The sequence below is a fragment of the Pseudomonas sp. KBN12P06040 genome (genome assembly GCF_037574965.1).
GTDB classification, from domain to species: Bacteria; Pseudomonadota; Gammaproteobacteria; order Pseudomonadales; family Pseudomonadaceae; genus Pseudomonas; species Pseudomonas aeruginosa.
This window is the reverse complement of record NZ_JBBELS010000001.1, coordinates 1,490,197-1,514,625: the sequence shown is the minus strand read 5'-3', so window position 1 is coordinate 1,514,625 and position 24,429 is coordinate 1,490,197. Positions and strand designations below refer to the sequence as shown.

Below are 24,429 nucleotides of genomic sequence, written 5' to 3'. Positions count from 1 at the left end.
GATACCCCGGCGATGCAGGTCTTCGGACATCACGTCAGTCCTCCCAGCCACTCGTCGAGGCCGCCGAAGGCTTCGTGGAAGGTACGGTCCAGCTGCAACGGAGTGATCGACACGTAGCCTTGCATGACCGCGTGGAAATCCGTCCCCGGCCCGCCATCCTCGGCATCGCCGGCCGCGGCGATCCAGTAGCCTTCCTTGCCGCGCGGATTGACCACCTTCACCGGTGCGGCGGCACGGGCGCGGTGCCCGAGGCGGGTCAGCTGGATACCGCGTACGCGATCCAGCGGCAGGTTCGGGATATTGACGTTGAGCACGGTACGCGGCGGCACGGCCAGGCGCTCGTGGGCGGAGACCAGCAGGCGGGCGAAGTGCATGGCGGTGGGCAGGTTGTCCGTCAACCGCGAGACCAGCGAGAAGGCGAAGGCCGGCCCCTTCAGGAAGCGCCCTTCGATGGCCGCCGCCACGGTACCGGAATAGAGGACGTCATCGCCGAGGTTGGCGCCCAGGTTGATACCCGAGACCACCATGTCCGGCAATTCCTCCAGCAAGCCGTTCAGGCCCAGGTGCACGCAGTCGGTCGGCGTGCCGTTGAGGCTGATGAATCCGTTGTCCAGGCGCTGCGGGTGCAGCGGGCGGTCCAGCGTCAGGGAACTGCTGGCGCCGCTCTTGTCCTGGTCGGGGGCGATCACTACGCAATCGGCATGATCCGCCAGCGCGTCGTAAAGCGCGGCGATACCGGGTGCGGTCACCCCGTCGTCGTTGGCAATCAGTATGCGCATGGGTTTTCCGTCTGCCCTGTCGGTACCAGGTCGAGGATTTCACGCACCACTACGGTGGCGAAACAACCGGCCGGCAGGACGAATTCCAGTTGCAGAACATCAGGTTCGGGATAATGCCACGCCAGCCCCTGGATGGGGAGCCGCAGGATGCGCCGTTCGTGCGCCATGCCCGCCTTCGCCAGCCAGCGGCAGAGCGCCGGCTCGCTCCCGGCCAGGGCCAGCTCGCGGTCGAGGACGCCGGCGCCGCTCGGCGGATCGCCCTCGCCCCAGAGCGGTCCGGTGGGGTGCAGGTCGAGGGCGGCCAGACGGGCATCGCGGCATTCTTCCTCGCCAGCGAGGAAAAAGCTGCGGCTGTCGGTGAAGGCCAGCAGGTCGCCAACCGCTGCCCGGTTCCAGCTACCCTCCGCGACCCGCTCGGCGAGCAGGCGGTTGAACAGGTAGCTGCGCCCGGCGGAAAGGAAGCGCGAACGCAGGTTGCGGTTCGCCGGCAGCAGGTCCTGTTCCGCGCAACTGCGCGCGTCGACCAGGTTGCCGCCGCCGTGGCCGAAGCGTTGCAGGCCGAAATAGTTGGGCACGCCGTCCGCGGCGATACGTTCCAAGCGCGCGTCGAGAAGGGCACGCTCCGCCCGCAGCCCGGTCAGACGCAGGGTGAAGCCGTTGGCGGCATGCGCGCCTCGCTGCAACTTGCGCGAATGACGGGTGCGGCGAAGAATCCGCAGGTCCGCGCCCTCGGCTGCGCCCAGGTCGGGATCGGCCTTGCCCGGCAGGTGCAGGCTGAACCATTGCCGGGTCAGGGCCTGGCGGTCCTTCAACCCGGCGTAGCTGACGTTCTTCTGCTGCACGCCGGCGGCGCGGCCGAGGCGACGGGCCGCCTCCTCGGTGTTCAATCCGCGCTTTTCCACCCACAACCAGAGGTGCTCGCCTTCACCGCTGAGGGGAATGTCCAGCACCTCGTCGACCTGGAAGTCCTCGGCCACGGCCTTGAGCACCGCCTCGCCGCAGGCTGCCCCATGGGCGCGCGGCCCGAGCAGGTCGAGTTCGCCGAGAACGCTCATCGGGCCATCAGCAAAGCGACCGCATGTACAGCAATGCCCTCTTCGCGTCCGGTGAAACCTAGCCGCTCGGTAGTGGTGGCCTTGACGTTGACCTGGTCGACCGCGACGCCGAGGTCCTCGGCGATCGACCCGCGCATGGTTTCGATGTGCGGCGCCATCTTCGGTGCCTGGGCGACGATGGTGGCGTCGACGTTGCCGACCTTCCAGCCCTTCTCGGCGACGATGGCGACCACATGTCGCAGCAACGCGCGACTGTCGGCGCCCTTGAACCGCGGGTCGGTGTCCGGGAAGTGCTTGCCGATGTCGCCCAGCGCCGCCGCGCCGAGTAGCGCATCGGACAAGGCGTGCAGCAGCACGTCGCCGTCGGAGTGGGCGACCAGCCCATGTTTGTGGGGAATGCGCACGCCGCCGAGGGTGATGAAGTCGCCCTCGCCGAAGCGATGCACGTCGTAGCCATGGCCAATTCGCATGAAAAAACGCCCTGGTTGGAATCAGGGCGTGATTCTACCCCGGATCGGGGCAGGCTTCAGGTATCGCGGATCAACCGTTGAGAACCTGGGCATGGTGGCGCAGGTGATCCTCGATGAAACTGGCGATGAAGTAGTAGCTGTGGTCGTAGCCTGGTTGCAGACGCAGCTCCAGCGGGTGGCCGGCCTTGTCCGCCGCATTGCGTAGCGCTTCCGGCTTGAGCTGGACGGCGAGGAAGTCGTCGCGCTCGCCCTGGTCGACCAGGATCGGCAAGCGTTCGGACGCACCCTCGAGCAACGCACAGGCATCCCACTCGCGCCAGGCCGCCGGGTCCTCGCCCAGGTAGCGAGAGAACGCCTTCTGGCCCCAGGGGCAATCGCTCGGATGGCAGATCGGCGCGAAGGCCGACAGCGACAGGTAGCGCCCCGGGTTGCGCAGCGCGCAGACCAGCGCGCCATGCCCCCCCATCGAGTGCCCGCTGATGCCGCGCCGCCGGGACACCGGGAAATGCGCCTCGATCAGCGCCGGCAACTCGTGCACCACGTAGTCGTGCATGCGGTAGTGCGCGGCCCAGGGCTCCTGCGTGGCGTTCAGGTAGAAGCCTGCGCCCAGGCCGAAGTCCCAGGCGCCGTCGGGATCGCCGGGGACACCGCTGCCGCGCGGGCTGGTATCCGGCGCCACCAGTACCAATCCCAGTTCGGCGGCGACCCGCTGGGCGCCGGCCTTCTGCATGAAGTTCTCGTCGGTACAGGTCAGCCCGGACAGCCAGTACAGGGCCGGCAGCGCCGCCTCCGGCTCGGCCTGGGGCGGCAGGTAGATGGCGAAGACCATCTCGCAGTTCAGGGTCCGGGAAAAATGACGGTAACGCTGGTGCCAGCCGCCGAAGGACTTCTGGCTGCCGATCAGTTCGAGGGAATCCTTCACGTGACCTCCGTGAAACGGTCGTGGCGAGCCGCAGGGCCCGCCGCGACGGCTTGTCAGTAATGAATGACGGTGCGGATGCTCTTGCCTTCGTGCATCAGCTCGAAGGCCTCGTTGATGTCCTCCAGCCCCATGGTGTGGGTGATGAAGGTATCCAGCGGGATCTCGCCCTTCTGCGCCTTCTCGACATAGCTCGGCAACTCGCTGCGCCCGCGCACCCCGCCGAACGCCGAACCGCGCCAGACGCGGCCGGTGACCAGTTGGAACGGCCGGGTGCTGATTTCCTGGCCGGCGCCGGCGACACCGATGATCACCGACTCGCCCCAGCCCTTGTGGCAGCATTCCAGCGCGGCGCGCATCAACTGCACGTTGCCGACGCACTCGAAGGAGTAGTCGACGCCGCCATCGGTCAGTTCGACGATGACGTCCTGGATCGGCTTGTCGTAGTCCTTCGGATTGATGAAGTCGGTGGCGCCCAGCTCCCTGGCGATGTCGAACTTGCCCGGGTTGATGTCGACCGCGATGATGCGCGCGGCCTTGGCCATCTTCGCCCCGATGATCGCCGCCAGGCCGATACCGCCCAGGCCGAAGATGGCAACGGTAGCGCCCTCTTCCACCTTGGCGGTATTCAGCACGGCGCCGATCCCGGTGGTGACGCCGCAACCAAGCAGGCAGACCTTCTCCAGCGGCGCGTCCTTGGGAATCTTCGCCAGGGAGATTTCCGGCAGCACGGTGTATTCGGAGAAGGTCGAGCAGCCCATGTAGTGGAAGACCGGCTCGCCCTTGTAGGAGAAACGGCTGGTGCCGTCGGGCATCAGGCCCTTGCCCTGGGTGGCGCGCACGGCCTGGCAGAGGTTGGTCTTGCCGGACAGGCAGAATTTGCACTTGCCGCACTCGGCGGTGTAGAGCGGGATGACATGGTCGCCCACCTGCAGGGAGGTCACGCCCTCGCCCACCGCTTCGACGATACCGCCACCTTCGTGGCCCAGGATGCACGGGAACACCCCCTCGGAATCCTGGCCGGACAGGGTGTACGCGTCGGTATGGCAGACGCCGGTGGCGACGATGCGCACCAGTACCTCGCCCTTCTGCGGCGGCGCCACATCCACCTCGACGATTTCCAACGGCTTGTTGGGGGCGAAGGCGACGGCGGCACGGGACTTGATCATCTGGGAACTCCTGAACGATGGAAGCCGGCGGGCCGCTAAGCGACCCACTGAAACGGAAAGTGTAGAAAACCGCGTTTCAAGGAATAATCAGGCAATAATCAAAACATTATTGCCATACAGGGACAATCCAGATGAATCGCTGGGAAGGACTCGACGAATTCGTCGCTGTCGCCGAAACCGGGCAGTTCACCGCGGCAGCCGAACGCATGGGCGTTTCCTCGTCGCACATCAGCCGCCAGGTCGCCCGCCTGGAGGAGCGCCTGCAGACCCGCCTGCTCTACCGCAGCACCCGGCGAGTGTCGCTGAGCGAAGCCGGACAGACCTTCCTGCAACATTGCCAGCGCCTGCAGGACGCCCGCGACGAAGCCCTGCGCGCGGTCAGCGACCTCTCCGCGGAGCCCAAGGGCCTGCTGCGCATGACCTGCGCGGTGGCCTACGGCGAACGTTTCATCGTGCCGCTGGTGAATGCCTTCATGGCCGACTATCCGCAACTGCGGGTCGACATCGAGCTGTCCAACCGCCAGTTGGACCTGCTCCACGAGGGCTTCGACCTGGCCATCCGCCTCGGCCGCCTGAGCGATTCGCGATTGGTCGCCACACGGTTGGCGCCACGCCTCATGTACCTCTGCGCCACCCCGGAATACCTGCGCCGCCACGGCACTCCGCAGTCGCCGACGGAACTCGGCCAGTTCAACTGCCTGATCGGCAGCAGTGACCTGTGGAGCTTCCTCGAGGACGGCCGGGAAACCCAGCACCGGGTCCAGGGCAACTGGCGCTGCAACAGCGGCCAGGCGGTGCTCGACGCCGCCCTGCGCGGCTTCGGCCTGTGCCAGTTGCCCGACTACTATGTGATCGAGCATCTGCGCAGCGGCCGCCTGGTCTCCTTGCTGGAAGGCCACCAGCCGCCGAATACCGCGGTATGGGCGCTGTACCCGCAGCAGCGGCACCTGTCGCCGAAAGTCCGGCAACTGGTGGACTATCTCAAGGAAGGCCTGGCGCAATCCCATCCGGGACTCGCCGGGGAGAAAAACCTGCGCTGAAGCAGTAAGGCGTTTCGCCGCTGCGATAGACTTGGCGGTTTCCCGTTCCACCCGCTATCGATTCAAGGAAGTCGCATGTCTGCCCTCAATGCGTTTCGCCAACGCTACCTGGTGAGGTTCTGGTCGCCGCTGCCGGCGCTGGTCGCCCTCGGCGTCGCCTCCGCCTACTACTTCGCGCTCACCGGCACCTTCTGGGCGGTGACCGGCGAATTCACCCGCTGGGGCGGCCACGTGCTGTCCTGGTTCGGCTACCAGCCACAGGACTGGAGCTACTTCAGGCTGATCGGCCTTCAAGGCACGCCGCTGGACCGGATCGACGGAGTGATGATCATCGGCATGTTCCTCGGCGCCCTGTGCTGCGCCCTCTGGGCCGGCAACGTCAGCCTGCGCTGGCCGACCAGCAAACGTCGCCTGCTGCAGGGCCTGGTCGGCGGTATCGTCGCCGGCTTCGGCGCGCGCCTGGCGATGGGCTGCAACCTGGCGGCGTTCTTCACCGGTATCCCGATGTTTTCCCTGCACGCCTGGGCCTTCATGTTCGCCACCGTCGGCGGCGCCTGGATCGGCGTGAAGATCAGCCTGCTGCCGTTCCTGCGCACACCGCTGAAAGTCGGCGCCACGGCCAGCGCCCTGCCCAGCGCCGAAAGCCTGGCCCGACGCGCACGCCTGCAGGCCCGCCTGGGCCTGGCGGTGCTGGCGCTCGCCGCGCTGTTCGCCGCCTGGCGCTTCGAGGTATCGCTGGTGCTGGGCATGGCCTGCCTGTTCGGCCTGCTGTTCGGCGGCCTGATCGAGCGCGCGCAGATCTGCTTCACCAGCGCCGCACGGGACCTCTGGACCACCGGCCGGACCCGCGCCGCCTTCGGCATCCTGCTCGGCATGGCGGCCGCCTGCATCGGTACCTTCGCCGCGATCCGCCTGGGCGTCGCGCCGAAGATCTTCTGGATGGGCCCGAATGCGATCATCGGCGGCATTCTCTTCGGCATCGGCATCGTCCTCGCCGGCGGTTGCGAGACCGGCTGGATGTACCGTTCGATGGAAGGCCAGGTGCACTTCTGGGTGGTCGGCATCGGCAACGTCATCGGCGGAACCCTGGTGGCGGTCTTTTGGGACCAGTTGGGCACCCGCCTCGCCCTGCCCTATCCCAAGCTCAACCTGCTGGAAAGCTTCGGGCCCGGCAACGGCCTGCTATTGACCTTCGCCGGCCTGGCCCTGTGCCTGCTGCTGGTGCAACTGAACGCCTCCCGATTCACCCGACCGCGGAAACCGAACCATGAGCCAGACCGACAAACCGACCCTGTCGCTTGACCTGCGCGGCGAACATTGCCCGTACAACGCCATCGCCACCCTGGAAACCCTGGCGACCATGCAGCCGGGCGAACGCCTGGAAGTGGTCACCGACTGCTCGCAATCGGTCCACGGGATTCCCGAAGATACCCAGCGCCAGGGCTACAAATGCCTGGCGGTGGAGCAGCATGGCGCGCTGTTCCGCTTCCTCATAGAGGTGCCGCTGGAAAGCTGAACGAGCGAGCCTGCAACGACAAGAAAGCCGACCCTCGGGTCGGCTTTCTTGTGCCAGGGTTCAGTGCGGAAAACTGCGCTGCAGGCGCAGCAGGTCTTCCGGGGTGGTGATCTTCAGGTTGTCGGCGCGCCCTTCCACCAGCTTCGGCGCATAGCCGGCCCACTCCATCGCCGAAGCCTCGTCGGTGATCGCCACGCCGGCCACCAACGCATCGGCCAGCGCCCGGTGCAGGGCGCCGAGGCGGAACATCTGCGGCGTATAGGCCAGCCAGACCACCGAGCGGTCGATGGTTTCGCTGACCCGGCCGTCGCGATCGGAGCGCTTGAGGGTGTCCCTCGCCGGCACCGCCAGCAGCCCGCCGACCGGATCTTCGGCGAGTTCTTCGAGCAGGCGGTCGAGGTCGCCGCGGGTCAGGTTCGGCCGCGCGGCGTCATGCACCAGCACCCAGTCGTCGGCCTGTGCCCCCAACTCCAGCAGGCGCAGCAAGCCGTTCAACACCGAGCCGGCGCGCTCGGCGCCCCCGGCGGCGCGCTGCACATGCCGGCTGGCGGCGCAGTCCAGCCCGGGCCAGTAGGGATCGTCCTCGGCCAGGCAGACCACCAGGCCCCTGAGCATCGGGTGTTCGAGGAAACAATCGAGGGTGCGCTCGATCACGGTGCGACCGGCAAGATCGAGATATTGCTTCGGGCGGTCGGCGCGCATGCGCGAACCCACGCCGGCGGCGGGGATCACCGTCCAGAAGGCGGGAAGGTCGGAAGTCGTCATCGGGAGAAGGGTCGTCAGCTCACTTGGCGAGCTGGTAGAGGGTTTCGCCGTCCTTGACCATGCCGAGCTCGTGCCGCGCACGCTCCTCGACGGTCTCGGTGCCTTTCTTCAGCTCGGCGACTTCGGCTTCGAGAATCCGGTTGCGCTCCAGCAGGCGCTCGTTCTCGCCATGCTGGTCGGCGATCTGCTTCTGCCGGTCGCGCACCTGCGCCAGGCTGCCATCGCCGACCCACAGGCGATATTGCAGGCCCGCCAGCGCCAGGATCAGCACCACGAACAGCCAGTAGGGGCTACGTAACCTCAAGCCTCGAACTCCTTGAGAAGAAAAGGGGTGGCTCTTGCCACCCCTTCACCGTACCAGACTAGGCTCAGCCGCGGAATTCCGCGCGACCACGGTACGGCGCCTTGGCGCCCAGTTGCTCTTCGATGCGCAGCAACTGGTTGTACTTGGACACGCGGTCGGAGCGGCACAGCGAACCGGTCTTGATCTGACCGGCGGCGGTACCCACGGCCAGGTCGGCGATGGTCGAGTCCTCGGTTTCGCCGGAGCGGTGCGAGATCACCGCGGTATAGCCGGCGGCCTTGGCCATCTGGATGGCCTCCAGGGTCTCGGTGAGCGAACCGATCTGGTTGAACTTGATCAGGATCGAATTGCCGATGCCCTTCTCGATGCCTTCCTTGAGGATCTTGGTGTTGGTCACGAACAGGTCGTCGCCGACCAGTTGGACCTTGGCGCCGATCTTGTCGGTCAGGCCTTTCCAGCCGGCCCAGTCGGACTCGTCCATGCCGTCCTCGATGGAGATGATCGGGTAGCGCTGGGTCAGGCCGGCCAGGTAGTCGGCGAAACCGGCGGCGTCGAATACCTTGCCTTCGCCTTCCAGGTCGTACTTGCCGTCCTTGAAGAACTCGCTGGAGGCGCAGTCCAGGGCCAGGGTCACGTCGTCACCCAGCTTGTAGCCGGCCTTCTCGACGGCCTCGGCGATGGCGGCCAGGGCGTCTTCGTTGGACGACAGGTTCGGCGCGAAGCCGCCTTCGTCACCGACGGCGGTGTTCAGGCCACGGGCCTTCAGCACGGCCTTGAGGTGATGGAAGATCTCGGCGCCCATGCGCAGCGCCTCGGCGAAGTTCTTCGCGCCGACCGGCTGGACCATGAATTCCTGGATATCGACGTTGTTGTCCGCATGCTCGCCGCCGTTGATGATGTTCATCATCGGCACCGGCATGGAGTACTGGCCGGGAGTGCCGTTGAGGTCGGCGATGTGCGCGTACAGCGGTACGCCCTTGGCCTGTGCGGCGGCCTTGGCGGCAGCCAGGGACACCGCGAGGATCGCGTTGGCGCCCAGCTTGGCCTTGTTCTCGGTGCCGTCCAGCTCGATCATCGCGTGGTCGAGGGCTTTCTGGTCGGCCGCGTCCTTGCCCAGCAGCAGGTCGCGGATCGGGCCGTTGATGTTGGCCACGGCTTTCAGCACGCCCTTGCCCAGGTAACGGCTCTTGTCGCCATCGCGCAGCTCGAGGGCCTCGCGGGAACCGGTGGAAGCACCGGAAGGCGCGCAGGCGCTGCCGACGATGCCGTTGTCCAGGATCACGTCCGCTTCAACGGTAGGGTTGCCGCGGGAGTCCAGGACCTCACGGCCCTTGATGTCGACGATCTTTGCCATTCTTGTTAACACTCCGAAGTGAATGAACGGGGCGGTCTGAGGAGACTAGGCAGTCTCGATTGCAGGAAAGCTCTTGATCAGCTCGTCCAGTTGCTTGAGCTGGGACAGGAAGGCTTCGAGTTTGTTCAGGCGCAGCGCGCACGGACCGTCGCACTTGGCGTGCTCGGGGTCCGGATGGGCCTCGAGGAACAGCCCGGCGAGCTTCTGGCTGAGCCCGGCCTTGGCCAGGTCGGTGACCTGGGCGCGCCGGCCGCCGGCGGAGTCCGCGCGACCGCCAGGCATCTGCAGGGCGTGGGTGACGTCGAAGAATACCGGGTACTCGAACTGCTTCATGATGCCGAAGCCGAGCATGTCGACCACCAGGTTGTTGTAACCGAAGGAGGAGCCGCGCTCGCAGAGGATCAGGCGGTCGTTACCGGCTTCCTCGCACTTGGTCAGGATGTGCTTCATCTCCTGGGGCGCGAGGAACTGGGCCTTTTTGATATTGATCACCGCGTTGGTCCTGGCCATCGCCACCACCAGGTCGGTCTGTCGCGAGAGGAAGGCCGGCAGCTGGATGATGTCGCAGACCTCGGCCACCGGCTGGGCCTGGAACGGCTCGTGGACATCGGTGATGACCGGTACCTTGAAGGTCTTCTTGATCTCTTCGAAGATCTTCATTCCCTCTTCCAGGCCCGGACCACGGAACGAGTGGATCGAGGAACGGTTGGCCTTGTCGAAGCTGGCCTTGAACACATAGGGGATACCGAGTTTCTCGGTAACCCGTACGTATTCTTCGCAGACCTGCATGGCCAGGTCGCGCGACTCCAGCACGTTCATGCCGCCGAACAGCACGAACGGCAGGTCGTTGCCGATCTGGATATCGCCGACGCGAACGATCTTCTGTGCCATGCTCAGGCCTTCCCGGAATATTTCAGCGCGGCGTTGACGAAACCGCTGAACAGCGGGTGGCCATCACGCGGTGTGGAGGTGAACTCCGGGTGGAACTGGCAGGCGACGAACCACGGATGCTCCGGGGCCTCGACCACTTCCACCAGGGCGCCGTCGCCGGAGCGGCCGGAAATCTTCAGGCCGGCCTGCTCCAGTTGCGGCAGCAGGTTGTTGTTCACTTCGTAGCGATGGCGATGGCGCTCGACGATCACGTCCTTGGCATAGCAGTCGTGCACCAGGGTGCCGGTCTGCAGCTGGCACTCCTGGGCGCCCAGGCGCATGGTGCCGCCCAGGTCGGAAGCTTCGGTGCGGATCTCGGTGGCGCCGGTCGCGTCCTGCCATTCGGTGATCAGGCCGACCACCGGATGGCCGCTGGACTTGTCGAACTCGGTGGAGTTGGCGTCGCTCCAGCCGAGCACGTTGCGGGCGTATTCGATGACCGCGACCTGCATGCCCAGGCAGATGCCCAGGTAGGGGATCTTGTTCTCGCGGGCGTACTGCACGGTGCTGATCTTGCCTTCCACGCCGCGCAGGCCGAAGCCGCCCGGGACCAGGATGGCGTCGACGCCTTCCAGCAGGCTGGTGCCCTGCTGCTCGATGTCTTCGGAGTCGATGTAGCGCAGGTTGACCTTGGTGCGGCTCTGGATGCCGGCGTGGGTCATCGCCTCGATCAGCGACTTGTACGCGTCCAGCAGTTCCATGTACTTGCCGACCATGGCGATGGTGACTTCACGCTCGGGGTTGAGCTTGGCATCGACCACCCGGTCCCATTCGGACAGGTCGGCCTGCCCGCACTCCAGGCCGAAGCGCTCGACGACGATGTCGTCCAGGCCCTGGGCATGCAGCACCGACGGGATGCGGTAGATGGTGTCGACGTCTTCCAGGGCGATCACCGCGCGCTCCTCGACGTTGGTGAAGAGCGCGATCTTGCGCCGCGAGGAGACGTCGATCGGGTGGTCGGAACGGCAGACCAGCACGTCCGGTTGCAGGCCGATGGAGCGCAGCTCCTTGACCGAGTGCTGGGTCGGCTTGGTCTTGGTCTCGCCGGCGGTGGCGATGTACGGGACCAGGGTCAGGTGCATCAGCATCGCGCGCTTGGCGCCGATCTCGACGCGCAGTTGGCGGATCGCCTCGAGGAACGGCTGCGACTCGATGTCGCCGACGGTGCCACCGATCTCCACCAGGGCGACGTCGGCATCGCCGGCGCCCTTGATGATGCGCCGCTTGATCTCGTCGGTGATGTGCGGGATCACCTGCACGGTGGCGCCCAGGTAGTCGCCGCGGCGTTCCTTGCGCAACACGTCCATGTAGACGCGGCCGGTGGTGAAGTTGTTGTTCTGGGTCATGGTGGTACGAACGAAGCGCTCGTAATGGCCCAGGTCCAGGTCGGTCTCGGCGCCGTCCTGGGTCACGAAGACCTCACCGTGCTGGAACGGGCTCATGGTGCCCGGGTCCACGTTGATGTAAGGGTCCAGCTTGAGCATCGTGATCTTCAGGCCACGCGCTTCCAAGATCGCAGCCAGAGAAGCCGAAGCGATGCCTTTCCCCAATGAAGAAACAACACCACCCGTGACGAAGATGTAGCGCGTCATGAAAAACCCTAGAAGTCAGCGTTTAGGCGGGATCAACCGCCGGGGATTCGGAGAAGGGAGGCCAGCTCCCGCCACGGACAAATCCGTGGGCAAAGCAAACTCCTGCTGATTCCGGAGGGAATCGGCGGGAGCAGTACAAGACGGGAGCGTAGTCTACTGGAAACGGCTTACTAGCTCAAACCCGGGTCGTTCGTCGGCGGGCTCCAGGACAGTCGCCAGCCCCCCTCGCGGGGACTGTCCAGGCCAGGAATGTTGGCCACCGCGAGCAGTTCGTCGGCTCGGAAGAGCAGCGGCAAACGACCGCGCAGGAAGCTCGGTACGCCCGCTTCGTTGAGCAATCGCTTGAGGTCGCGGCGACCGCGCCCGGCCAGGGCCAGCACCTCCCCACCCCGCCGGTAGTCGACGCGCAACGGTCCCGCCGGAACCTCGCCGAGCAACGCCAGCCGGCCATTGCCGGGAAGAAGCAATGGATGAGCGGGACACTCCCAGACGAACGGTCCCGCCGCTGCACGCCAGTCCGCCGGCAACCACCAGATCCGCCCCGCGCCGCGACGCAACTCGCCGCTCTCCAGGCGCCAGATCGGGTCGGCATCGTCGCCGGCATCGCGCAACGACTCCCAGCCGGCCCAGTGGTCGCTGTCCGGCAACCGCGTCAGCTGTCCCAGCCAGGCCCGCAGCAGGTTGCGCTGGCGCGCAGCGCTGAGGCGGCGCAGAGGCTCCAGGGCGATCCGGGGCAGATCCAGCCAGTCCGGCCAATCCAGTTCCGAGGGTTGGCGGCAGGCCCGGAGGTCGATGGCGGCCAGTTCAGCCAGCAGGTCTTCGGCCTCGCGCAGATGCGCCGCGCAGCGCGCCATGCCGGCGACGGCCTGCGGCCAGTGGGAGGCGAGACGCGGCATGATCTCCCGGCGCAGGTAGTTGCGCGAGAAGCGCGGATCCTGGTTGGAAGGATCCTCCACCCAGTCCAGCCGGTGCGCCTGCGCATAGGCTTCCAGTTCGGCGCGGGAAACCCCGAGCAAGGGGCGGCACAGGCGGCCGCCGCCCAGCGGCCGGCTCGCCGGCATCGCCGCCAGGCCGCGCAGGCCCGCTCCACGCAACAGGCGGAACAGCAAGGTCTCGGCCTGGTCGTCGAGGTGCTGCGCGGTGAGCAGCACCTGTCCCTCGCCCAGGTTCGCCTGGAATGCGCGATAGCGGGCGTCGCGCGCCGCCTGCTCGATGCTGCCGCCAACGGCGACCTGCACCCGCTCGACCCGCAGCGGGATACCCAGCGACCGGCAGACCGCCTGGCAGTGCGCCGGCCAACCGTCCGCCGCAGCCTGCAAGCCATGGTGGACATGCAGCGCCGACAGCGCCGGCAAGGCTTCGCTCCGGGCCAGTTGGGCGAGCAGATGCAGCAACACCGTGGAATCCAGCCCGCCGGAAAACGCCACGCACCAGCCCCCCGCTTCGCGCCAGGGCGCCAGGGCCTGTAACAGACGGGATTCGAGCGGCACCGCCGGCATGCTTGCGCTCCTCATGCGACAAGCCCGGCGAATGCCGGGCTTGTCGATCGTACCAGTGCGCCGGATGGTTTACGGCGCGCCGTAGCTCATCAGGCGGTCGTAACGACGCTCCAGCAACTCTCCCATTTCCAGGCCCTGGAGCATCTTCAGTTGCGCCAGCAGTTCGCCACGGATCGATTCGGCCATGCTCGCCGGATCGCGATGGGCGCCGCCCAGCGGTTCGTCGATGACCTTGTCGACGATGCCCAGGCCTTTCAGGCGCTCGGCGGTGATGCCCATGGCCTCGGCGGCTTCCGGCGCCTTCTCGGCGGTCTTCCAGAGGATGGAGGCGCAGCCCTCCGGCGAGATCACCGAATAGGTGGAGTATTGCAGCATGTTCAACTGGTCGCAGACACCGATGGCCAGCGCGCCGCCGGAACCGCCCTCGCCGATCACGGTGGCGATGATCGGCGTCTTCAGTCGCGCCATCACCCGCAGGTTCCAGGCGATCGCCTCGCTCTGGCCGCGTTCCTCGGCATCGATCCCCGGGTAGGCGCCGGGCGTGTCGATGAAGGTCAGGATCGGCATCTTGAAGCGTTCGGCCATTTCCATCAGGCGGCAGGCCTTGCGATAGCCTTCCGGACGCGGCATGCCGAAGTTGCGCCGGACCTTCTCACGGACTTCGCGGCCCTTCTGGTGGCCGATGACCATCACCGGGGAACCGTCGAGGCGGGCAACGCCACCGACGATCGCCGGGTCGTCGGCGAAATGCCGGTCGCCGTGCAGTTCCTCGAAATCGCTGAACAGGTAGCCGATGTAGTCGAGGGTATAGGGACGCTTGGGATGGCGCGCGAGCTGGGCGATCTGCCAACTGGACAGATTGCCGAAGATGTTTTCGGTGAGCGCCTTGCTCTTGTCCTGCAGACGCGAGATTTCGTCGCTGATGTTCAGCGCATTGTCGTTGCCCACCAGGCGCAGCTCTTCGATCTTGGCTTGCAGGTCGGCGATCGGCTGTTCGAAATCAAGAAAGTTCGGGTTCATAGGCTTCCGTCGTGCGCAGATTCTAGTGGGCCGTTTCCGTTTGGCGCCCTACCTTACGGGATCGGGCGCCAGGGGTCGAGCCGGGAGCAAGGGCGATCCGCGTTTTCCCGCCGCAGAGCGCGGAACAACGGCGTTATCGCCCATCGCGATTAACGATAATTGAGGAAGACGTTGTCGCGCCCGAACTGGTCACGCAATGCCTGGATCAGATCGTCCGCCGGATCCACCCGCCAGCTCTCGCCGAACTGCAGCAGGGCCTTGGCGTCGGCGCTGGTGTAGTCCAGGGTGATCGGGCAGGAACCGCGATGGCGGTTGAATAGCTCGCCCAGCCAGCGCAGGCGATCGCCCTTCAACAGGTCGGCGTGCAGCTTCATCCGCAGGCTCTCCGCCAGGCCGGTACGCGCCTCCTCCAGGCTCATCACGCGCTTGGCGCGCAGGCGCAGTCCGCCGGAGAAGTCGTCCTGGCTGACCTCGCCCTCGACCACCACCAGCGCGTCGGTCTGCAGCAGCGACTGGGCCGCGGCGAAGGCTTCGGAGAACAGCGAGGCCTCGATCCGTCCGGAGCGGTCGTCGAGGGTGACGAAGCCCATCTTGTCGCCCTTCTTGTTCTTCATCACCCGCAGGTTGACGATCAGCCCGGCCACCGTCTGGGTATCGCGCGCCGGCTTCAGCTCGACGATGCGCTGGCGGGCGAAGCGCCGCACCTCGCCTTCGTACTCGTCGATCGGATGGCCGGTCAGGTACAGGCCGAGGGTGTCCTTCTCGCCCTTCAGGCGTTCCTTGAGGGTCAGCTCCTTGACCTTGCGGTGGTTGGCGTAGACATCCGCCTCCGGCTCGGCGAAGACTCCGCCGAACAGGTCCATGTGCCCGCTGTCGTGGCTGCGCGCGGTCTGCTCCGCAGCCTGGATCGCTTCCTCCATCGCCGCCAGCAGCACGGCGCGGTTGAGGTCGACGGTAGCCTGGTAGGCCTTTAGCTCGTCGTGGTAGTGCGGCCCCAGGCGATCCAGCGCACCGGCGCGGATCAGCGCCTCCAGGGTGCGTTTGTTGATGCGCTTGAGGTCGACGCGGTCGCAGAAGTCGAACAGGGTGTTGAACGGCCCGCCTTCGGCGCGGCATTCGGTGATCGCCTCCACCGGCCCCTCGCCGACGCCCTTGATCGCACCCAGGCCATAGACGATCCGGCCATCGTCGTCGACGGTGAAGCGGAACTCGGAGTTGTTCACGTCCGGCGCCACGATGCGCAGCTTCATGTGCCGGCATTCTTCGATCAGCGTCACCACCTTGTCGGTGTTCTGCATATCCGCGGTGAGTACCGCGGCCATGAACGGCGCCGGGAAGTGGGTCTTCAGCCAAGCGGTCTGGTAGGAGACCAGGCCGTAGGCTGCCGAGTGTGACTTGTTGAAGCCGTAGCCGGCGAATTTTTCCACCAGGTCGAAGATGTTGCCCGCGAGATCGGCATCGATGCCGTTGTTCTTGCAACCCTCGATGAAACCGCCGCGCTGCTTGGCCATTTCCTCGGGCTTCTTCTTGCCCATCGCCCGGCGCAGCATGTCCGCGCCACCGAGGGTATAGCCGGCCATGACCTGGGCGATCTGCATCACCTGTTCCTGGTACAGGATGATGCCGTAGGTGGGTTTGAGCACCGGCTCCAGGCCGGCGTACTGGTAATCGGGGTGCGGATAGGACAGCTCGGCGCGACCGTGCTTGCGGTTGATGAAGTCGTCCACCATGCCCGACTGCAGAGGACCCGGGCGGAACAGCGCCACCAGTGCGATGAGGTCTTCCAGGCAGTCCGGCTTGAGCTTCTTGATCAGCTCCTTCATGCCGCGCGATTCGAGCTGGAACACCGCAGTGGTCTCGGCCTTCTGCAGCAGCGAATAGGTCGGCTTGTCGTCCAGCGGGATGAAGTCGATGTTCACCGGCTCCAGGCCCTTCTTGGCCTGCTCGCGGTTGATGATCTCCATCGCCCACTTGATGATGGTCAGGGTCCGCAGGCCGAGGAAGTCGAACTTCACCAGGCCGGCCGCCTCCACGTCGTCCTTGTCGAACTGGGTCACCAGGCCGCCGCCTTCCTCGTCGCAGGCGATCGGCGAGAAGTCGGTCAGCTTGGTCGGCGCGATCACCACGCCACCAGCGTGCTTGCCGGTACCGCGGGTGATGCCTTCCAGCTTGAGGGCCATCTCCCAGATCTCGGCGGCTTCCTCGTCGCTCTTGAGGAAGTCGCGGAGCATTTCTTCCTGCTCGTAGGCCTTATCCAGGGTCATGCCGACTTCGAACGGAATCATCTTCGACAGCCGGTCGGCGAGACCGTAGGACTTGCCCTGGACCCGCGCCACGTCGCGTACCACCGCCTTCGCCGCCATGGTGCCGAAGGTGATGATCTGGCTCACCGCGTTGCGCCCGTAGGCGTCGGCCACGTAGTCGATCACCCGGTCGCGGCCCTCCATGCAGAAGTCGACGTCGAAGTCGGGCATGGAGATCCGTTCCGGGTTGAGGAAACGTTCGAACAGCAGGTCGTAGGCCAGCGGATCGAGGTCGGTGATCTTCAGCACGTAGGCCACCAGCGAGCCGGCGCCCGAGCCCCGCCCGGGGCCTACCGGCACGCCGTTGTTCTTCGCCCACTTGATGAAGTCCATCACGATGAGGAAGTAACCGGGGAAACCCATCTGGATGATGATATCGAGTTCGAAGTTCAGACGGTCGACATAGACCTGGCGCTTAGCCTCGTAGTCCGGGGTGTCCTTCGGCAACAGCACCTCCAGGCGCTCCTCGAGACCTTCGAAGGAGGCGTGCCGCAGGTAGTCGTCGATGCCCATGCCATTGGGCGTGGGGAAGTCCGGCAGGAAGTACTTGCCCAGCTGCACCTCGATGTTGCAGCGCTTGGCGATCTCGACGGTGTTTTCCAACGCTTCCGGCAGGTCGCTGAACAGCTCGGCCATTTCCGCCGGCGACTTCAGGTATTGCTGGTCCGAATAGGTACGCGGCCGCCGCGGATCGTCGAGGGTCCGCCCCTCGCCGATGCAGACGCGGGTCTCGTGGGCCTCGAAGTCTTCCTGCTTGATGAAGCGCACGTCGTTGGTCGCCACCAGCGGCGCGTTACAGCGTGACGCCAGAGCCACCGCCGCGTGGAGGTGCTCCTCGTCGTTGACCCGACTGGTACGTTGCACTTCGACGTAGAAGCGCTCGGGGAACACCTCCATCCACTCGCGCAACAGCGCCTCGGCCTTGGCCTCCTCGCCGTCGAGCAGCGCGTGGCCGATCTCGCCCTCCTTGGCCGCGGACAGCGCGATCAGGCCTTCCGCCGCCTCCTTGACCCAGTCGCGCTCGATGATGATCTCGCCATTGCGCTGGCCTTCGCTCCAGCCGCGGGAAATCAGCTCGGTGAGGTTGCGATAGCCCTTCGCGTTCATCGCCAGCAGGCTCAGGCGGCTGAGCGGGCCATCTTCCTCGCGGCTGGCGAGCCAGATGTCGGCCCCGCAGATCGGCTTGATGCCGGCGCCCATGGCGGTCTTGTAGAACTTCACCAGCGAGCACATGTTGCTCTGGTCGGTGACCGCCACCGCCGGCATGCCCAGCCCCGCCACCGCCTTGGCCAGGGGCTTGACCCGGACCAGGCCGTCGACCAGGGAGAATTCGGTATGCAGACGCAGGTGAACGAAGGATACGGTCATGAAGGCCCCGGAGCAGAAATAACGCAAAAACGACAAGGCCCGGATTGTACCGGGCCCGGTGGCAAAGCTACAGGTTCAAGAGCGGACGATGCGCCTCGGCTGCGCCGAGAAACGTCGCCCGCCCCGCGCTCAGGCGCGGCGGTCGTCCCAGATGCCCGGTTCGAGCTTCTGCTGGACTTCAGGGAACTGGCTGGCGTCGAAGGTCGGCAGCTTGCCGGCCTTGCGCTGGGCGTTATAGTCCTTGGCCAGCTTGATCGCGAGGTTGGACAGCAGCAGGATGGCGATCAGGTTGGTGATCGCCATCAGGCCCATCGACACGTCGGCGAGGTTCCAGACGAACGGCAGCGAAGCCAGCGCGCCGAACATCACCATCGCCAGCACGATCAGGCGGAAGATCAACAGGCCCGCCAGGTGGTTGTGCTCGAGGAATACCAGGCAGTTCTCGGCATAGAAGTAGTTGGCGACGATCGAGGTGAAGGCGAAGAACAGGATGATCACCGCCAGGAAGTAGCGGCCCCAGTCGCCGACCTGGCTGGTCAGGGCATTCTGCACCAGCATGATGCCCTCGCCTTCCTGCGGTCCGGCCAGCAGGATGATGGCGGCGGAAGCGGTGCAGATCAGCAGGGTATCGATGAACACGCCGGCCATCTGCACGTAGCCCTGGGACGCCGGGTGCGGCGGATAGGGCGTGGCCGAGGCGGCGGCGTTGGGCGCCGAGCCCATGCCTGCTTCGTTGGAGAACAGGCCGCGCTTGAAGCCGTTGAGGATCGCCGCGCCGATGCCGCCGGCGGCGGCCTCGTGCCAGCCGAAGGCACTCTTCACCACCATCTCCAGGACGCCCGGCAGTTCGCTGAGATTGAACAGGATGATGCCCACCGCCAGCAGCAGGTAGGCCACCGCCATGAAGGGTACCGCCAGCTCGGAGAAGCGCGCGATGGAGCGCAGGCCGCCGAAGATGATCAACGCGGTGAGGATCACCACGGCGATGCCGCTGATCCAGGTCGGCACGCCGAAGGCGCCCTGCATGGCACCGGTGATGGTATTGGCCTGCACCGAGTTGAAGACGAAACCGAAGGCGATGATCAGGAAGATCGAGAACAGGATGCCCATCCAGCGCGCGCCCAGGCCCTTCTCCATGTAGTAGGCCGGGCCGCCACGGAACTGGCCCTTGTCGTCGCGAATCTTGAACAACTGGGCCAGGGTCGCCTCGACGAAGCCGGTCGCCATCCCCACCAGGGCGATCGCCCACATCCAGAACACTGCGCCGGGACCGCCGAGCGTGATCGCTACCGCCACGCCGGCGACGTTGCCGGTACCGACCCGCGCCGCCAGAGAGGTGCAGAGCGCCTGGAACGAGGAGATTCCCGAGTCGTCCGACTGGCGGCTGCCCTTGAGCACGCTGAAGGTATGGCCGAAGTGGCGGAACTGGATCAATCCCAGGCGCACAGTGAAGTACAGGCCGCAACCGACCAGCAGCCAGATGAGGATCTTGCCCCAGATAAGGCCGTTGAGCAGGTCGACGACCTGAGTGGCGAATTCTTGCATGGATAACTCCCCTGTTCCGCTTATGGCGGATTGTTGTCAGCCGACCTCCCGGGTAGAAGGCCGCGTGTTTCGGACACACACGGAATGACGTGCGAGCCGAAGGAAATTTCGCTGTGAATGGTACCTGGCAGGAAGGGGCAGGACTTTCCGCTATTGACGCCGCTCACCGCTTGTCACCAGGCGACGGATACGGTCAGTCACGCGACATCCGCTCAATTATTGAACAGGGACATCCAGCAATTCGCGAACCGGAGCAAACGAGCGTCGATGGATCGGCGTCGGGCCGAGACGGGAAAGCGCCTCGAGATGGACAGCGGTCGGATAGCCCTTGTGCCCGGCCATGCCATAGCCCGGATAGACCCGGTCCAGCTCGACCATTTCCCGGTCGCGACTGACCTTGGCCAGGATCGACGCCGCGGCGATTGCCGGTACCTGGCTGTCGCCCTTGACCACCGGCGCGCTGGGCACCGCCAGTTTCGGACAGCGATTGCCGTCGATCAGGGCCAGCCGCGGAGTCACGCTGAGGCCTTCGACCGCGCGCTGCATGGCAAGCATGGTGGCATGCAGAATGTTCAGCCGGTCGATCTCCTCGACCTCGGCGCGGGCGATGCACCAGGCCAGGGCCTTCTCGCGGATCTCTTCGAACAGCGCCTCGCGACGAGCTTCGCTGAGCTTCTTCGAGTCGTTCAGGCCGAGGATTGGGCGGCTCGGGTCGAGAATCACCGCGGCGGTGACCACCGGACCGCACAACGGACCGCGACCGACCTCGTCGACGCCCGCGACCAGATCCTCCACCAGATTGAAATCCAGGCCCAGTTGCATCAGCGGCGCTCCACCAGTTGCAGGACGGCTTCCGCCGCCTGTGCCGAAGCATCCTGGCGCAAGGCCCGATGGATGGCATCGAAGAATTCCACCTGCTGCGAGCCGTCGTCCAGCAGCGGCGAGAGGGTTGCGGCCAGCGCTTGCGGGGTGGCGGCGTCCTGGATCAGTTCCGGCACCAACAGGCGCCCGGCCAGCAGGTTCGGCAGGGAGATGTAAGGGCTTTTCACCAGGCGCTTGAGAATCCGGTACGTCAGCCCGGCGACCCGATAAGCCACCACCATGGGCCGCTTGTAGAGCAGCGCCTCGAGGGTCGCGGTACCGGAGGCGATCAGCACCGCATCGCAGGCGGCCAACGCTTCATGGGAAGCGCCGTCGAGCAGCGTCAGCGGCAGAGGCTCGCGGCCCTGGAGCATCTGCTCGATCTGTTCGCGCCGTGCAGCGCTGGCGCAGGGCAGCACGAAACGCAGGCCCGGCCGTTCGACGAGCAGGCGCTGGGCGGTGTCGAGGAACAAGGCGCCGAGCTTGCCGACCTCGCCGCCGCGACTGCCCGGCATCAGCGCCACCACCTGTCCGTCCGCCGGCAATCCGAGCCGCGCGCGGGCCGCAGCGCGATCCGCCTGCAGGGGAATGGTGTTGGCCAGGGGGTGGCCGACGAAACGCACGGGCACCCCATGCTCTTCGTAGAAACGTGCTTCGAAGGGGAACAATGCCAGCATCAGGTCGCAGGCTTCGCGAATCTTCAGCACCCGCTTCTGCCGCCAGGCCCACACCGAAGGGCTGACGTAATGCACGGTGCGCAGGCCAGCCTGGCGCAGCTTGTGTTCGACGCCGAGGGTGAAGTCGGGAGCGTCGATGCCGATCATCACATCCGGCCGGGCCTCGATGAGCGTGCGGATCAGGCGCTTGCGCCGTCGCAACAACTCCGGCAGCCGGCCCAGTACTTCGACCAGGCCCATCACCGACAGGCGCTCCATGGGGAAATAGCTGGACAGCCCTTCGGCCTCCATGCGCGGCCCACCGACGCCGATGAACTCGATATCCGGGTGCCGCGCCCGCAGCGCCTGCATCAGTCCGGACCCGAGGATGTCGCCGGAGGCCTCGCCGGCGACCAGGGCTACGCGTAATCCGTCAGCCATGGCTCAGCGGGTGATGCCGCGGGTTGCGCTCTGGATGGAATCACGGAACACCGCGACCTCGGGGAACTGGGCAGCGCTTTCGGCCAGCTCGGCCAGGGCTTCCTCGACGGTATGTCCCTGGCGATAGACCACCTTGTAGGCACGCCGCAGGGCATGGATGGCCTCGCTGCTGAAGCCGCGCCGACGCATGCCTTCGAAGTTCATGCTGCGGGCTTCGGCCGGGTTGCCGAAGACCGTCACGTAGGCCGGGACGTCCTTGCCGATGGCGCTGCCCATGCCGGAAAAGCTGTGCGCGCCGATCCGGCAGTACTGGTGCACCAGGGTGTAGCCGGACAGGATCGCCCAGTCGTCCACGTGGACATGCCCAGCCAGCGCCGTGTTGTTCACCAGGATGCAATGGTTGCCGATCACGCTGTCATGGCCGATGTGCGCATAGGCCATGATCAGATTGTGGTCGCCAATGGTGGTTTCCGCGCGATCCTGGACGGTTCCGCGATGGATGGTCACGCCTTCGCGGATCACGTTGTGGTCACCGATCACCAGGCGCGTCGGCTCGCCCTTGTATTTCAGGTCGGGAGTATCCTCGCCGACGCTGGAAAACTGGTAGATGCGGTTGTGCTTGCCGATCTTCGTGGGGCCCTTGAGCACCACGTGCGGACCGATCACCGTCCCTTCACCGATCTCCACTTCCGCCCCGACGATGGACCACGGGCCCACCTGGACGTCAGCCGCCAGCCTGGCGCTCGGATCGATGATGGCGCGAGGATCGATCAAACTCATAGTTTGCGTTCCGCACAGATGATTTCAGCCGAGCATACCGGCTTGTCGTCGACGGTAGCGTGGCAGTCGAATTTCCAGATGCTGCGCTTCACGCTGATGAACTTGGCGTGCAGTTGCAGTTGGTCGCCCGGCAGGACCGGCTGGCGGAAGCGCAGCTTGTCCGAACCGACGAAGTAGTAAAGGGTGCCGTCGGCGGGCTTCACGTCGAGCATCTTGAAACCGAGGATACCGGCCGCCTGGGCCATCGCCTCGATGATCAGCACGCCCGGCATGATCGGGTGCTCGGGGAAATGTCCGTTGAAGAACGGCTCATTGATACTGACATTCTTGTAGGCGCGAATGCGCTTGCCCTCGATGTCCAGCTCTACCACCCGATCCACCAGCAGGAAAGGATAGCGATGAGGCAGGTATTCGCGAATCTCGTTGATGTCCATCATGTTAGGGGGAGCCTGTTCAGAAAAGGGTGACGCAAAAAACGTCAATTACGCATCAGATGAAGCGTCACCGCTTGAGGTCACGGCAGCCAGGCGTTTTTCCAGCTGCTGAAGTCGACGCGCCATGTCGTCCAGTTGACGAATGCGCGCGGCGCTTTTTTTCCATTCGGCCGCCGGTTGCATGGCGGTACCGGAGGAATACGATCCCGGCTCGGTGATCGAGCGGGTCACCATGGTCATGCCGGTCACGAAAACGTTGTCGCAGATCTCGATATGGCCGACCAGGCCAACGCCGCCGGCGAGCATGCAATGCCTGCCGATCTTGGCGCTGCCGGAAATGCCGACGCAAGCGGCCATGGCGGTATGATCGCCGATCTGCACGTTGTGCGCGATCATGATCTGGTTGTCCAGCTTCACACCGTTGCCGATCAGCGTATCGGACAGTGCTCCACGGTCGATGGTGGTGTTCGCGCCGATCTCGACGTCGTCACCGATGGTCACCCCGCCGATCTGGGCGATCTTCTGCCAGACGCCCTTCTCGTTGGCGAAACCGAAACCTTCGCCGCCGATCACCGCGCCCGACTGGATACTCACCCGCGCGCCGATGGTGACGTCGTGGTAGAGCGTGACCCGCGGCGCCAGCCAGCCGCCTTCGCCGATCACGCTACGGGCGCCGATTACGCAGTGCGCGCCGATGCTGACGCCAGCGCCGATGCGGGCGCCACTCTCGATCACCGCATAGGCGCCGACGCTGGCGCTCGGATCGACCTCGGCGTCCGCCGCGACGATGGCGGTGGGATGGATACCGGCGGCCGCCTTCGGTTTGCGATCGAACAGGTGCGACAGGCTGGCATAGGCCAGGTAGGGATTGGCCACCACCAGCGCGGTACCGGAGAACCCGTTGGCGTCGGCAGCCGTCAGCAGGACGGCGCCGGCACGGCTTTCGGGCAGGTACTTGCGATACTGCGGGTTGGCCAGGAAGCTCAGCTGAGCCGGTCCGGCCTCCTGCAAGGTCGCCAGGCCCTGGATCGGCAGGTCCGCGTCGCCACGGAGTTCCGCGCCGACATGCGCGGCCAGCTGGCCCAGGGTGTAGGACAAGGTGCTCATCATCAACGCAGCTGGTTCATCCGCTCGATCACCTGGCGGGTGATGTCGTATTGCGGCTTGACGTCGACCACGGCGCCACGCTCGATGACCATGTCGTAGCCGCCTTTCTTGATGGTTTCCTCGACGGCCTGGTCCAGCTTCGGCTTGAGCTTCTTCAACATGTCGCGGTCGGCGGCGGCCTTCGACTCGTTCAGTTCCTTGGACTGGAACTGGAAGTCACGGGCCTTCTGCTTGAAGTCCAGCTCGGCCTTCTCGCGGTCGCCCTGGGACATCTTGCTGCCGTTGGAAACCAGCTTGTCCTGCAGCGCCTTGGCGTCGCGTTCGAGGTTCTTCAGCTTGTTCAGCTGGGGGCCGAACTTCTTCTCGGCATCCACGGCGTATTGCTTGGCGGCATCGGACTCGAGCAGCGCCATCTGGTAGTTGAGCACCGCGATCTTCATTTCAGCGAACGCCGAAGGAGCCGCCATGATGGCTGCGGTGATCAGGACGAACTGGGTGAACTTACGCACGATGCACTCCTGC

General features: G+C 65.6%; 23 protein-coding genes. 3 read left to right on the top strand and 20 right to left on the bottom strand.

Going from position 1 to position 24,429, the window contains the following annotated elements; all coding sequences use genetic code 11:
- Window positions 1-29 precede the first annotated feature (29 nt).
- The 5 genes from surE to VQ067_RS07095 all read right to left on the bottom strand — a co-directional run bounded on the left by surE (window position 30) and on the right by VQ067_RS07095 (window position 4,392).
- The gene (gene surE / locus VQ067_RS07115) at window positions 30-779 is read right to left on the bottom strand and encodes a 5'/3'-nucleotidase SurE (protein WP_003092341.1); all 750 of its coding nucleotides are present in this window, start codon (window positions 777-779) and stop codon (window positions 30-32) included.
- The gene (truD, locus tag VQ067_RS07110; protein ID WP_003092343.1) at window positions 767-1,834 is read right to left on the bottom strand and encodes a tRNA pseudouridine(13) synthase TruD; all 1,068 of its coding nucleotides are present in this window, start codon (window positions 1,832-1,834) and stop codon (window positions 767-769) included. Before truD ends, surE begins: the two co-directional genes overlap by 13 nt.
- Window positions 1,831-2,304 carry a 2-C-methyl-D-erythritol 2,4-cyclodiphosphate synthase gene (ispF, locus tag VQ067_RS07105; RefSeq protein ID WP_003092346.1) on the bottom strand — a complete coding sequence of 158 codons (474 nt, stop codon included), beginning with the start codon at window positions 2,302-2,304 and terminating at the stop codon, window positions 1,831-1,833. The genes truD and ispF overlap by 4 nt, the downstream gene beginning before the upstream one ends.
- 70 nt (window positions 2,305-2,374) lie before the next feature.
- Window positions 2,375-3,226: an S-formylglutathione hydrolase gene (gene fghA / locus VQ067_RS07100; RefSeq protein ID WP_003092349.1), complete on the bottom strand. Its 852-nt coding sequence runs from the start codon at window positions 3,224-3,226 to the stop codon at window positions 2,375-2,377.
- Window positions 3,227-3,279: 53 nt separating this feature from the next.
- Window positions 3,280-4,392 carry an S-(hydroxymethyl)glutathione dehydrogenase/class III alcohol dehydrogenase gene (locus VQ067_RS07095; protein WP_003092351.1) on the bottom strand — a complete coding sequence of 371 codons (1,113 nt, stop codon included), beginning with the start codon at window positions 4,390-4,392 and terminating at the stop codon, window positions 3,280-3,282.
- 131 nt (window positions 4,393-4,523) lie between these two features.
- Here VQ067_RS07095 and gfnR point away from each other — a divergent pair, with 131 nt between their 5' ends.
- From gfnR to yedF, 3 genes are all read left to right on the top strand, one after another.
- The gene (gfnR, locus tag VQ067_RS07090) at window positions 4,524-5,432 is read left to right on the top strand and encodes a glutathione-dependent formaldehyde neutralization regulator (protein ID WP_003092354.1); all 909 of its coding nucleotides are present in this window, start codon (window positions 4,524-4,526) and stop codon (window positions 5,430-5,432) included.
- Between the two features lie 75 nt (window positions 5,433-5,507).
- Window positions 5,508-6,734 carry a selenium metabolism membrane protein YedE/FdhT gene (gene yedE, locus VQ067_RS07085; protein WP_049885963.1) on the top strand — a complete coding sequence of 409 codons (1,227 nt, stop codon included), beginning with the start codon at window positions 5,508-5,510 and terminating at the stop codon, window positions 6,732-6,734.
- Window positions 6,700-6,948 (top strand): sulfurtransferase-like selenium metabolism protein YedF, encoded by a 249-nt coding sequence (yedF, locus tag VQ067_RS07080; protein WP_003092358.1) that lies wholly within the window; start codon window positions 6,700-6,702, stop codon window positions 6,946-6,948. The genes yedE and yedF overlap by 35 nt, the downstream gene beginning before the upstream one ends.
- A 60-nt stretch (window positions 6,949-7,008) precedes the next feature.
- Here yedF and ispD read toward each other — a convergent pair whose 3' ends face one another.
- From ispD to VQ067_RS07005, 15 genes are all read right to left on the bottom strand, one after another.
- Complete coding sequence (gene ispD / locus VQ067_RS07075; RefSeq protein WP_003092359.1) at window positions 7,009-7,713, bottom strand: 2-C-methyl-D-erythritol 4-phosphate cytidylyltransferase; 705 nt, start codon at window positions 7,711-7,713, stop codon at window positions 7,009-7,011.
- A gap of 19 nt (window positions 7,714-7,732) precedes the next feature.
- Window positions 7,733-8,017 (bottom strand): cell division protein FtsB, encoded by a 285-nt coding sequence (ftsB, locus tag VQ067_RS07070; RefSeq protein WP_340080809.1) that lies wholly within the window; start codon window positions 8,015-8,017, stop codon window positions 7,733-7,735.
- A gap of 64 nt (window positions 8,018-8,081) precedes the next feature.
- Window positions 8,082-9,371 carry a phosphopyruvate hydratase gene (eno, locus tag VQ067_RS07065; protein ID WP_003092364.1) on the bottom strand — a complete coding sequence of 430 codons (1,290 nt, stop codon included), beginning with the start codon at window positions 9,369-9,371 and terminating at the stop codon, window positions 8,082-8,084.
- A 45-nt stretch (window positions 9,372-9,416) separates the two neighbouring features.
- Window positions 9,417-10,262, bottom strand: a complete 846-nt coding sequence (gene kdsA, locus VQ067_RS07060; RefSeq protein WP_003092365.1) for a 3-deoxy-8-phosphooctulonate synthase — start codon at window positions 10,260-10,262, stop codon at window positions 9,417-9,419.
- A 2-nt stretch (window positions 10,263-10,264) separates the two neighbouring features.
- Window positions 10,265-11,893, bottom strand: coding sequence for a CTP synthase (locus tag VQ067_RS07055; RefSeq protein ID WP_003092366.1), 1,629 nt, complete (start codon window positions 11,891-11,893; stop codon window positions 10,265-10,267).
- A 170-nt stretch (window positions 11,894-12,063) separates the two neighbouring features.
- The gene (gene tilS / locus VQ067_RS07050; protein WP_049950275.1) at window positions 12,064-13,392 is read right to left on the bottom strand and encodes a tRNA lysidine(34) synthetase TilS; all 1,329 of its coding nucleotides are present in this window, start codon (window positions 13,390-13,392) and stop codon (window positions 12,064-12,066) included.
- A 69-nt stretch (window positions 13,393-13,461) separates the two neighbouring features.
- Window positions 13,462-14,412: an acetyl-CoA carboxylase carboxyl transferase subunit alpha gene (gene accA, locus VQ067_RS07045; protein ID WP_003109333.1), complete on the bottom strand. Its 951-nt coding sequence runs from the start codon at window positions 14,410-14,412 to the stop codon at window positions 13,462-13,464.
- Window positions 14,413-14,561: 149 nt separating this feature from the next.
- Complete coding sequence (gene dnaE / locus VQ067_RS07040; protein ID WP_003098578.1) at window positions 14,562-18,083, bottom strand: DNA polymerase III subunit alpha; 3,522 nt, start codon at window positions 18,081-18,083, stop codon at window positions 14,562-14,564.
- Between the two features lie 129 nt (window positions 18,084-18,212).
- The gene (locus VQ067_RS07035) at window positions 18,213-19,628 is read right to left on the bottom strand and encodes an alanine/glycine:cation symporter family protein (protein ID WP_003138024.1); all 1,416 of its coding nucleotides are present in this window, start codon (window positions 19,626-19,628) and stop codon (window positions 18,213-18,215) included.
- 216 nt (window positions 19,629-19,844) lie between these two features.
- Window positions 19,845-20,450 (bottom strand): ribonuclease HII, encoded by a 606-nt coding sequence (gene rnhB, locus VQ067_RS07030; RefSeq protein WP_003092371.1) that lies wholly within the window; start codon window positions 20,448-20,450, stop codon window positions 19,845-19,847.
- A complete protein-coding gene (gene lpxB, locus VQ067_RS07025; RefSeq protein ID WP_003109334.1) occupies window positions 20,450-21,586 on the bottom strand; it encodes a lipid-A-disaccharide synthase in 1,137 nt (378 codons plus the stop codon). Before lpxB ends, rnhB begins: the two co-directional genes overlap by 1 nt.
- Window positions 21,587-21,589: 3 nt before the next feature.
- Window positions 21,590-22,366 carry an acyl-ACP--UDP-N-acetylglucosamine O-acyltransferase gene (lpxA, locus tag VQ067_RS07020; protein ID WP_003092373.1) on the bottom strand — a complete coding sequence of 259 codons (777 nt, stop codon included), beginning with the start codon at window positions 22,364-22,366 and terminating at the stop codon, window positions 21,590-21,592.
- The gene (gene fabZ / locus VQ067_RS07015) at window positions 22,363-22,803 is read right to left on the bottom strand and encodes a 3-hydroxyacyl-ACP dehydratase FabZ (RefSeq protein WP_003092375.1); all 441 of its coding nucleotides are present in this window, start codon (window positions 22,801-22,803) and stop codon (window positions 22,363-22,365) included. The genes lpxA and fabZ overlap by 4 nt, the downstream gene beginning before the upstream one ends.
- Before the next feature lie 45 nt (window positions 22,804-22,848).
- Window positions 22,849-23,910: a UDP-3-O-(3-hydroxymyristoyl)glucosamine N-acyltransferase gene (gene lpxD / locus VQ067_RS07010; protein ID WP_033991078.1), complete on the bottom strand. Its 1,062-nt coding sequence runs from the start codon at window positions 23,908-23,910 to the stop codon at window positions 22,849-22,851.
- Window positions 23,910-24,416: an OmpH family outer membrane protein gene (locus VQ067_RS07005; RefSeq protein ID WP_003098586.1), complete on the bottom strand. Its 507-nt coding sequence runs from the start codon at window positions 24,414-24,416 to the stop codon at window positions 23,910-23,912. Before VQ067_RS07005 ends, lpxD begins: the two co-directional genes overlap by 1 nt.
- Between the last annotated feature and the right edge of the window lie 13 nt (window positions 24,417-24,429).

Coding starts and splice junctions, on each gene's coding strand:
- surE (WP_003092341.1), bottom strand. CDS start 779: ATGCGCATACTGATTGCCAACGACGACGGGGTGACCGCACCCGGTATC.
- accA (WP_003109333.1), bottom strand. CDS start 14,412: ATGAACCCGAACTTTCTTGATTTCGAACAGCCGATCGCCGACCTGCAA.
- tilS (WP_049950275.1), bottom strand. CDS start 13,392: ATGCCGGCGGTGCCGCTCGAATCCCGTCTGTTACAGGCCCTGGCGCCC.
- lpxD (WP_033991078.1), bottom strand. CDS start 23,910: ATGATGAGCACCTTGTCCTACACCCTGGGCCAGCTGGCCGCGCATGTC.
- yedE (WP_049885963.1), top strand. CDS start 5,508: ATGTCTGCCCTCAATGCGTTTCGCCAACGCTACCTGGTGAGGTTCTGG.
- VQ067_RS07055 (WP_003092366.1), bottom strand. CDS start 11,893: ATGACGCGCTACATCTTCGTCACGGGTGGTGTTGTTTCTTCATTGGGG.
- fabZ (WP_003092375.1), bottom strand. CDS start 22,803: ATGATGGACATCAACGAGATTCGCGAATACCTGCCTCATCGCTATCCT.
- eno (WP_003092364.1), bottom strand. CDS start 9,371: ATGGCAAAGATCGTCGACATCAAGGGCCGTGAGGTCCTGGACTCCCGC.
- rnhB (WP_003092371.1), bottom strand. CDS start 20,450: ATGCAACTGGGCCTGGATTTCAATCTGGTGGAGGATCTGGTCGCGGGC.
- truD (WP_003092343.1), bottom strand. CDS start 1,834: ATGAGCGTTCTCGGCGAACTCGACCTGCTCGGGCCGCGCGCCCATGGG.
- VQ067_RS07035 (WP_003138024.1), bottom strand. CDS start 19,628: ATGCAAGAATTCGCCACTCAGGTCGTCGACCTGCTCAACGGCCTTATC.
- lpxA (WP_003092373.1), bottom strand. CDS start 22,366: ATGAGTTTGATCGATCCTCGCGCCATCATCGATCCGAGCGCCAGGCTG.
- kdsA (WP_003092365.1), bottom strand. CDS start 10,262: ATGGCACAGAAGATCGTTCGCGTCGGCGATATCCAGATCGGCAACGAC.
- ispD (WP_003092359.1), bottom strand. CDS start 7,713: ATGACGACTTCCGACCTTCCCGCCTTCTGGACGGTGATCCCCGCCGCC.
- yedF (WP_003092358.1), top strand. CDS start 6,700: ATGAGCCAGACCGACAAACCGACCCTGTCGCTTGACCTGCGCGGCGAA.
- dnaE (WP_003098578.1), bottom strand. CDS start 18,083: ATGACCGTATCCTTCGTTCACCTGCGTCTGCATACCGAATTCTCCCTG.
- VQ067_RS07095 (WP_003092351.1), bottom strand. CDS start 4,392: ATGATCAAGTCCCGTGCCGCCGTCGCCTTCGCCCCCAACAAGCCGTTG.
- ispF (WP_003092346.1), bottom strand. CDS start 2,304: ATGCGAATTGGCCATGGCTACGACGTGCATCGCTTCGGCGAGGGCGAC.
- lpxB (WP_003109334.1), bottom strand. CDS start 21,586: ATGGCTGACGGATTACGCGTAGCCCTGGTCGCCGGCGAGGCCTCCGGC.
- gfnR (WP_003092354.1), top strand. CDS start 4,524: ATGAATCGCTGGGAAGGACTCGACGAATTCGTCGCTGTCGCCGAAACC.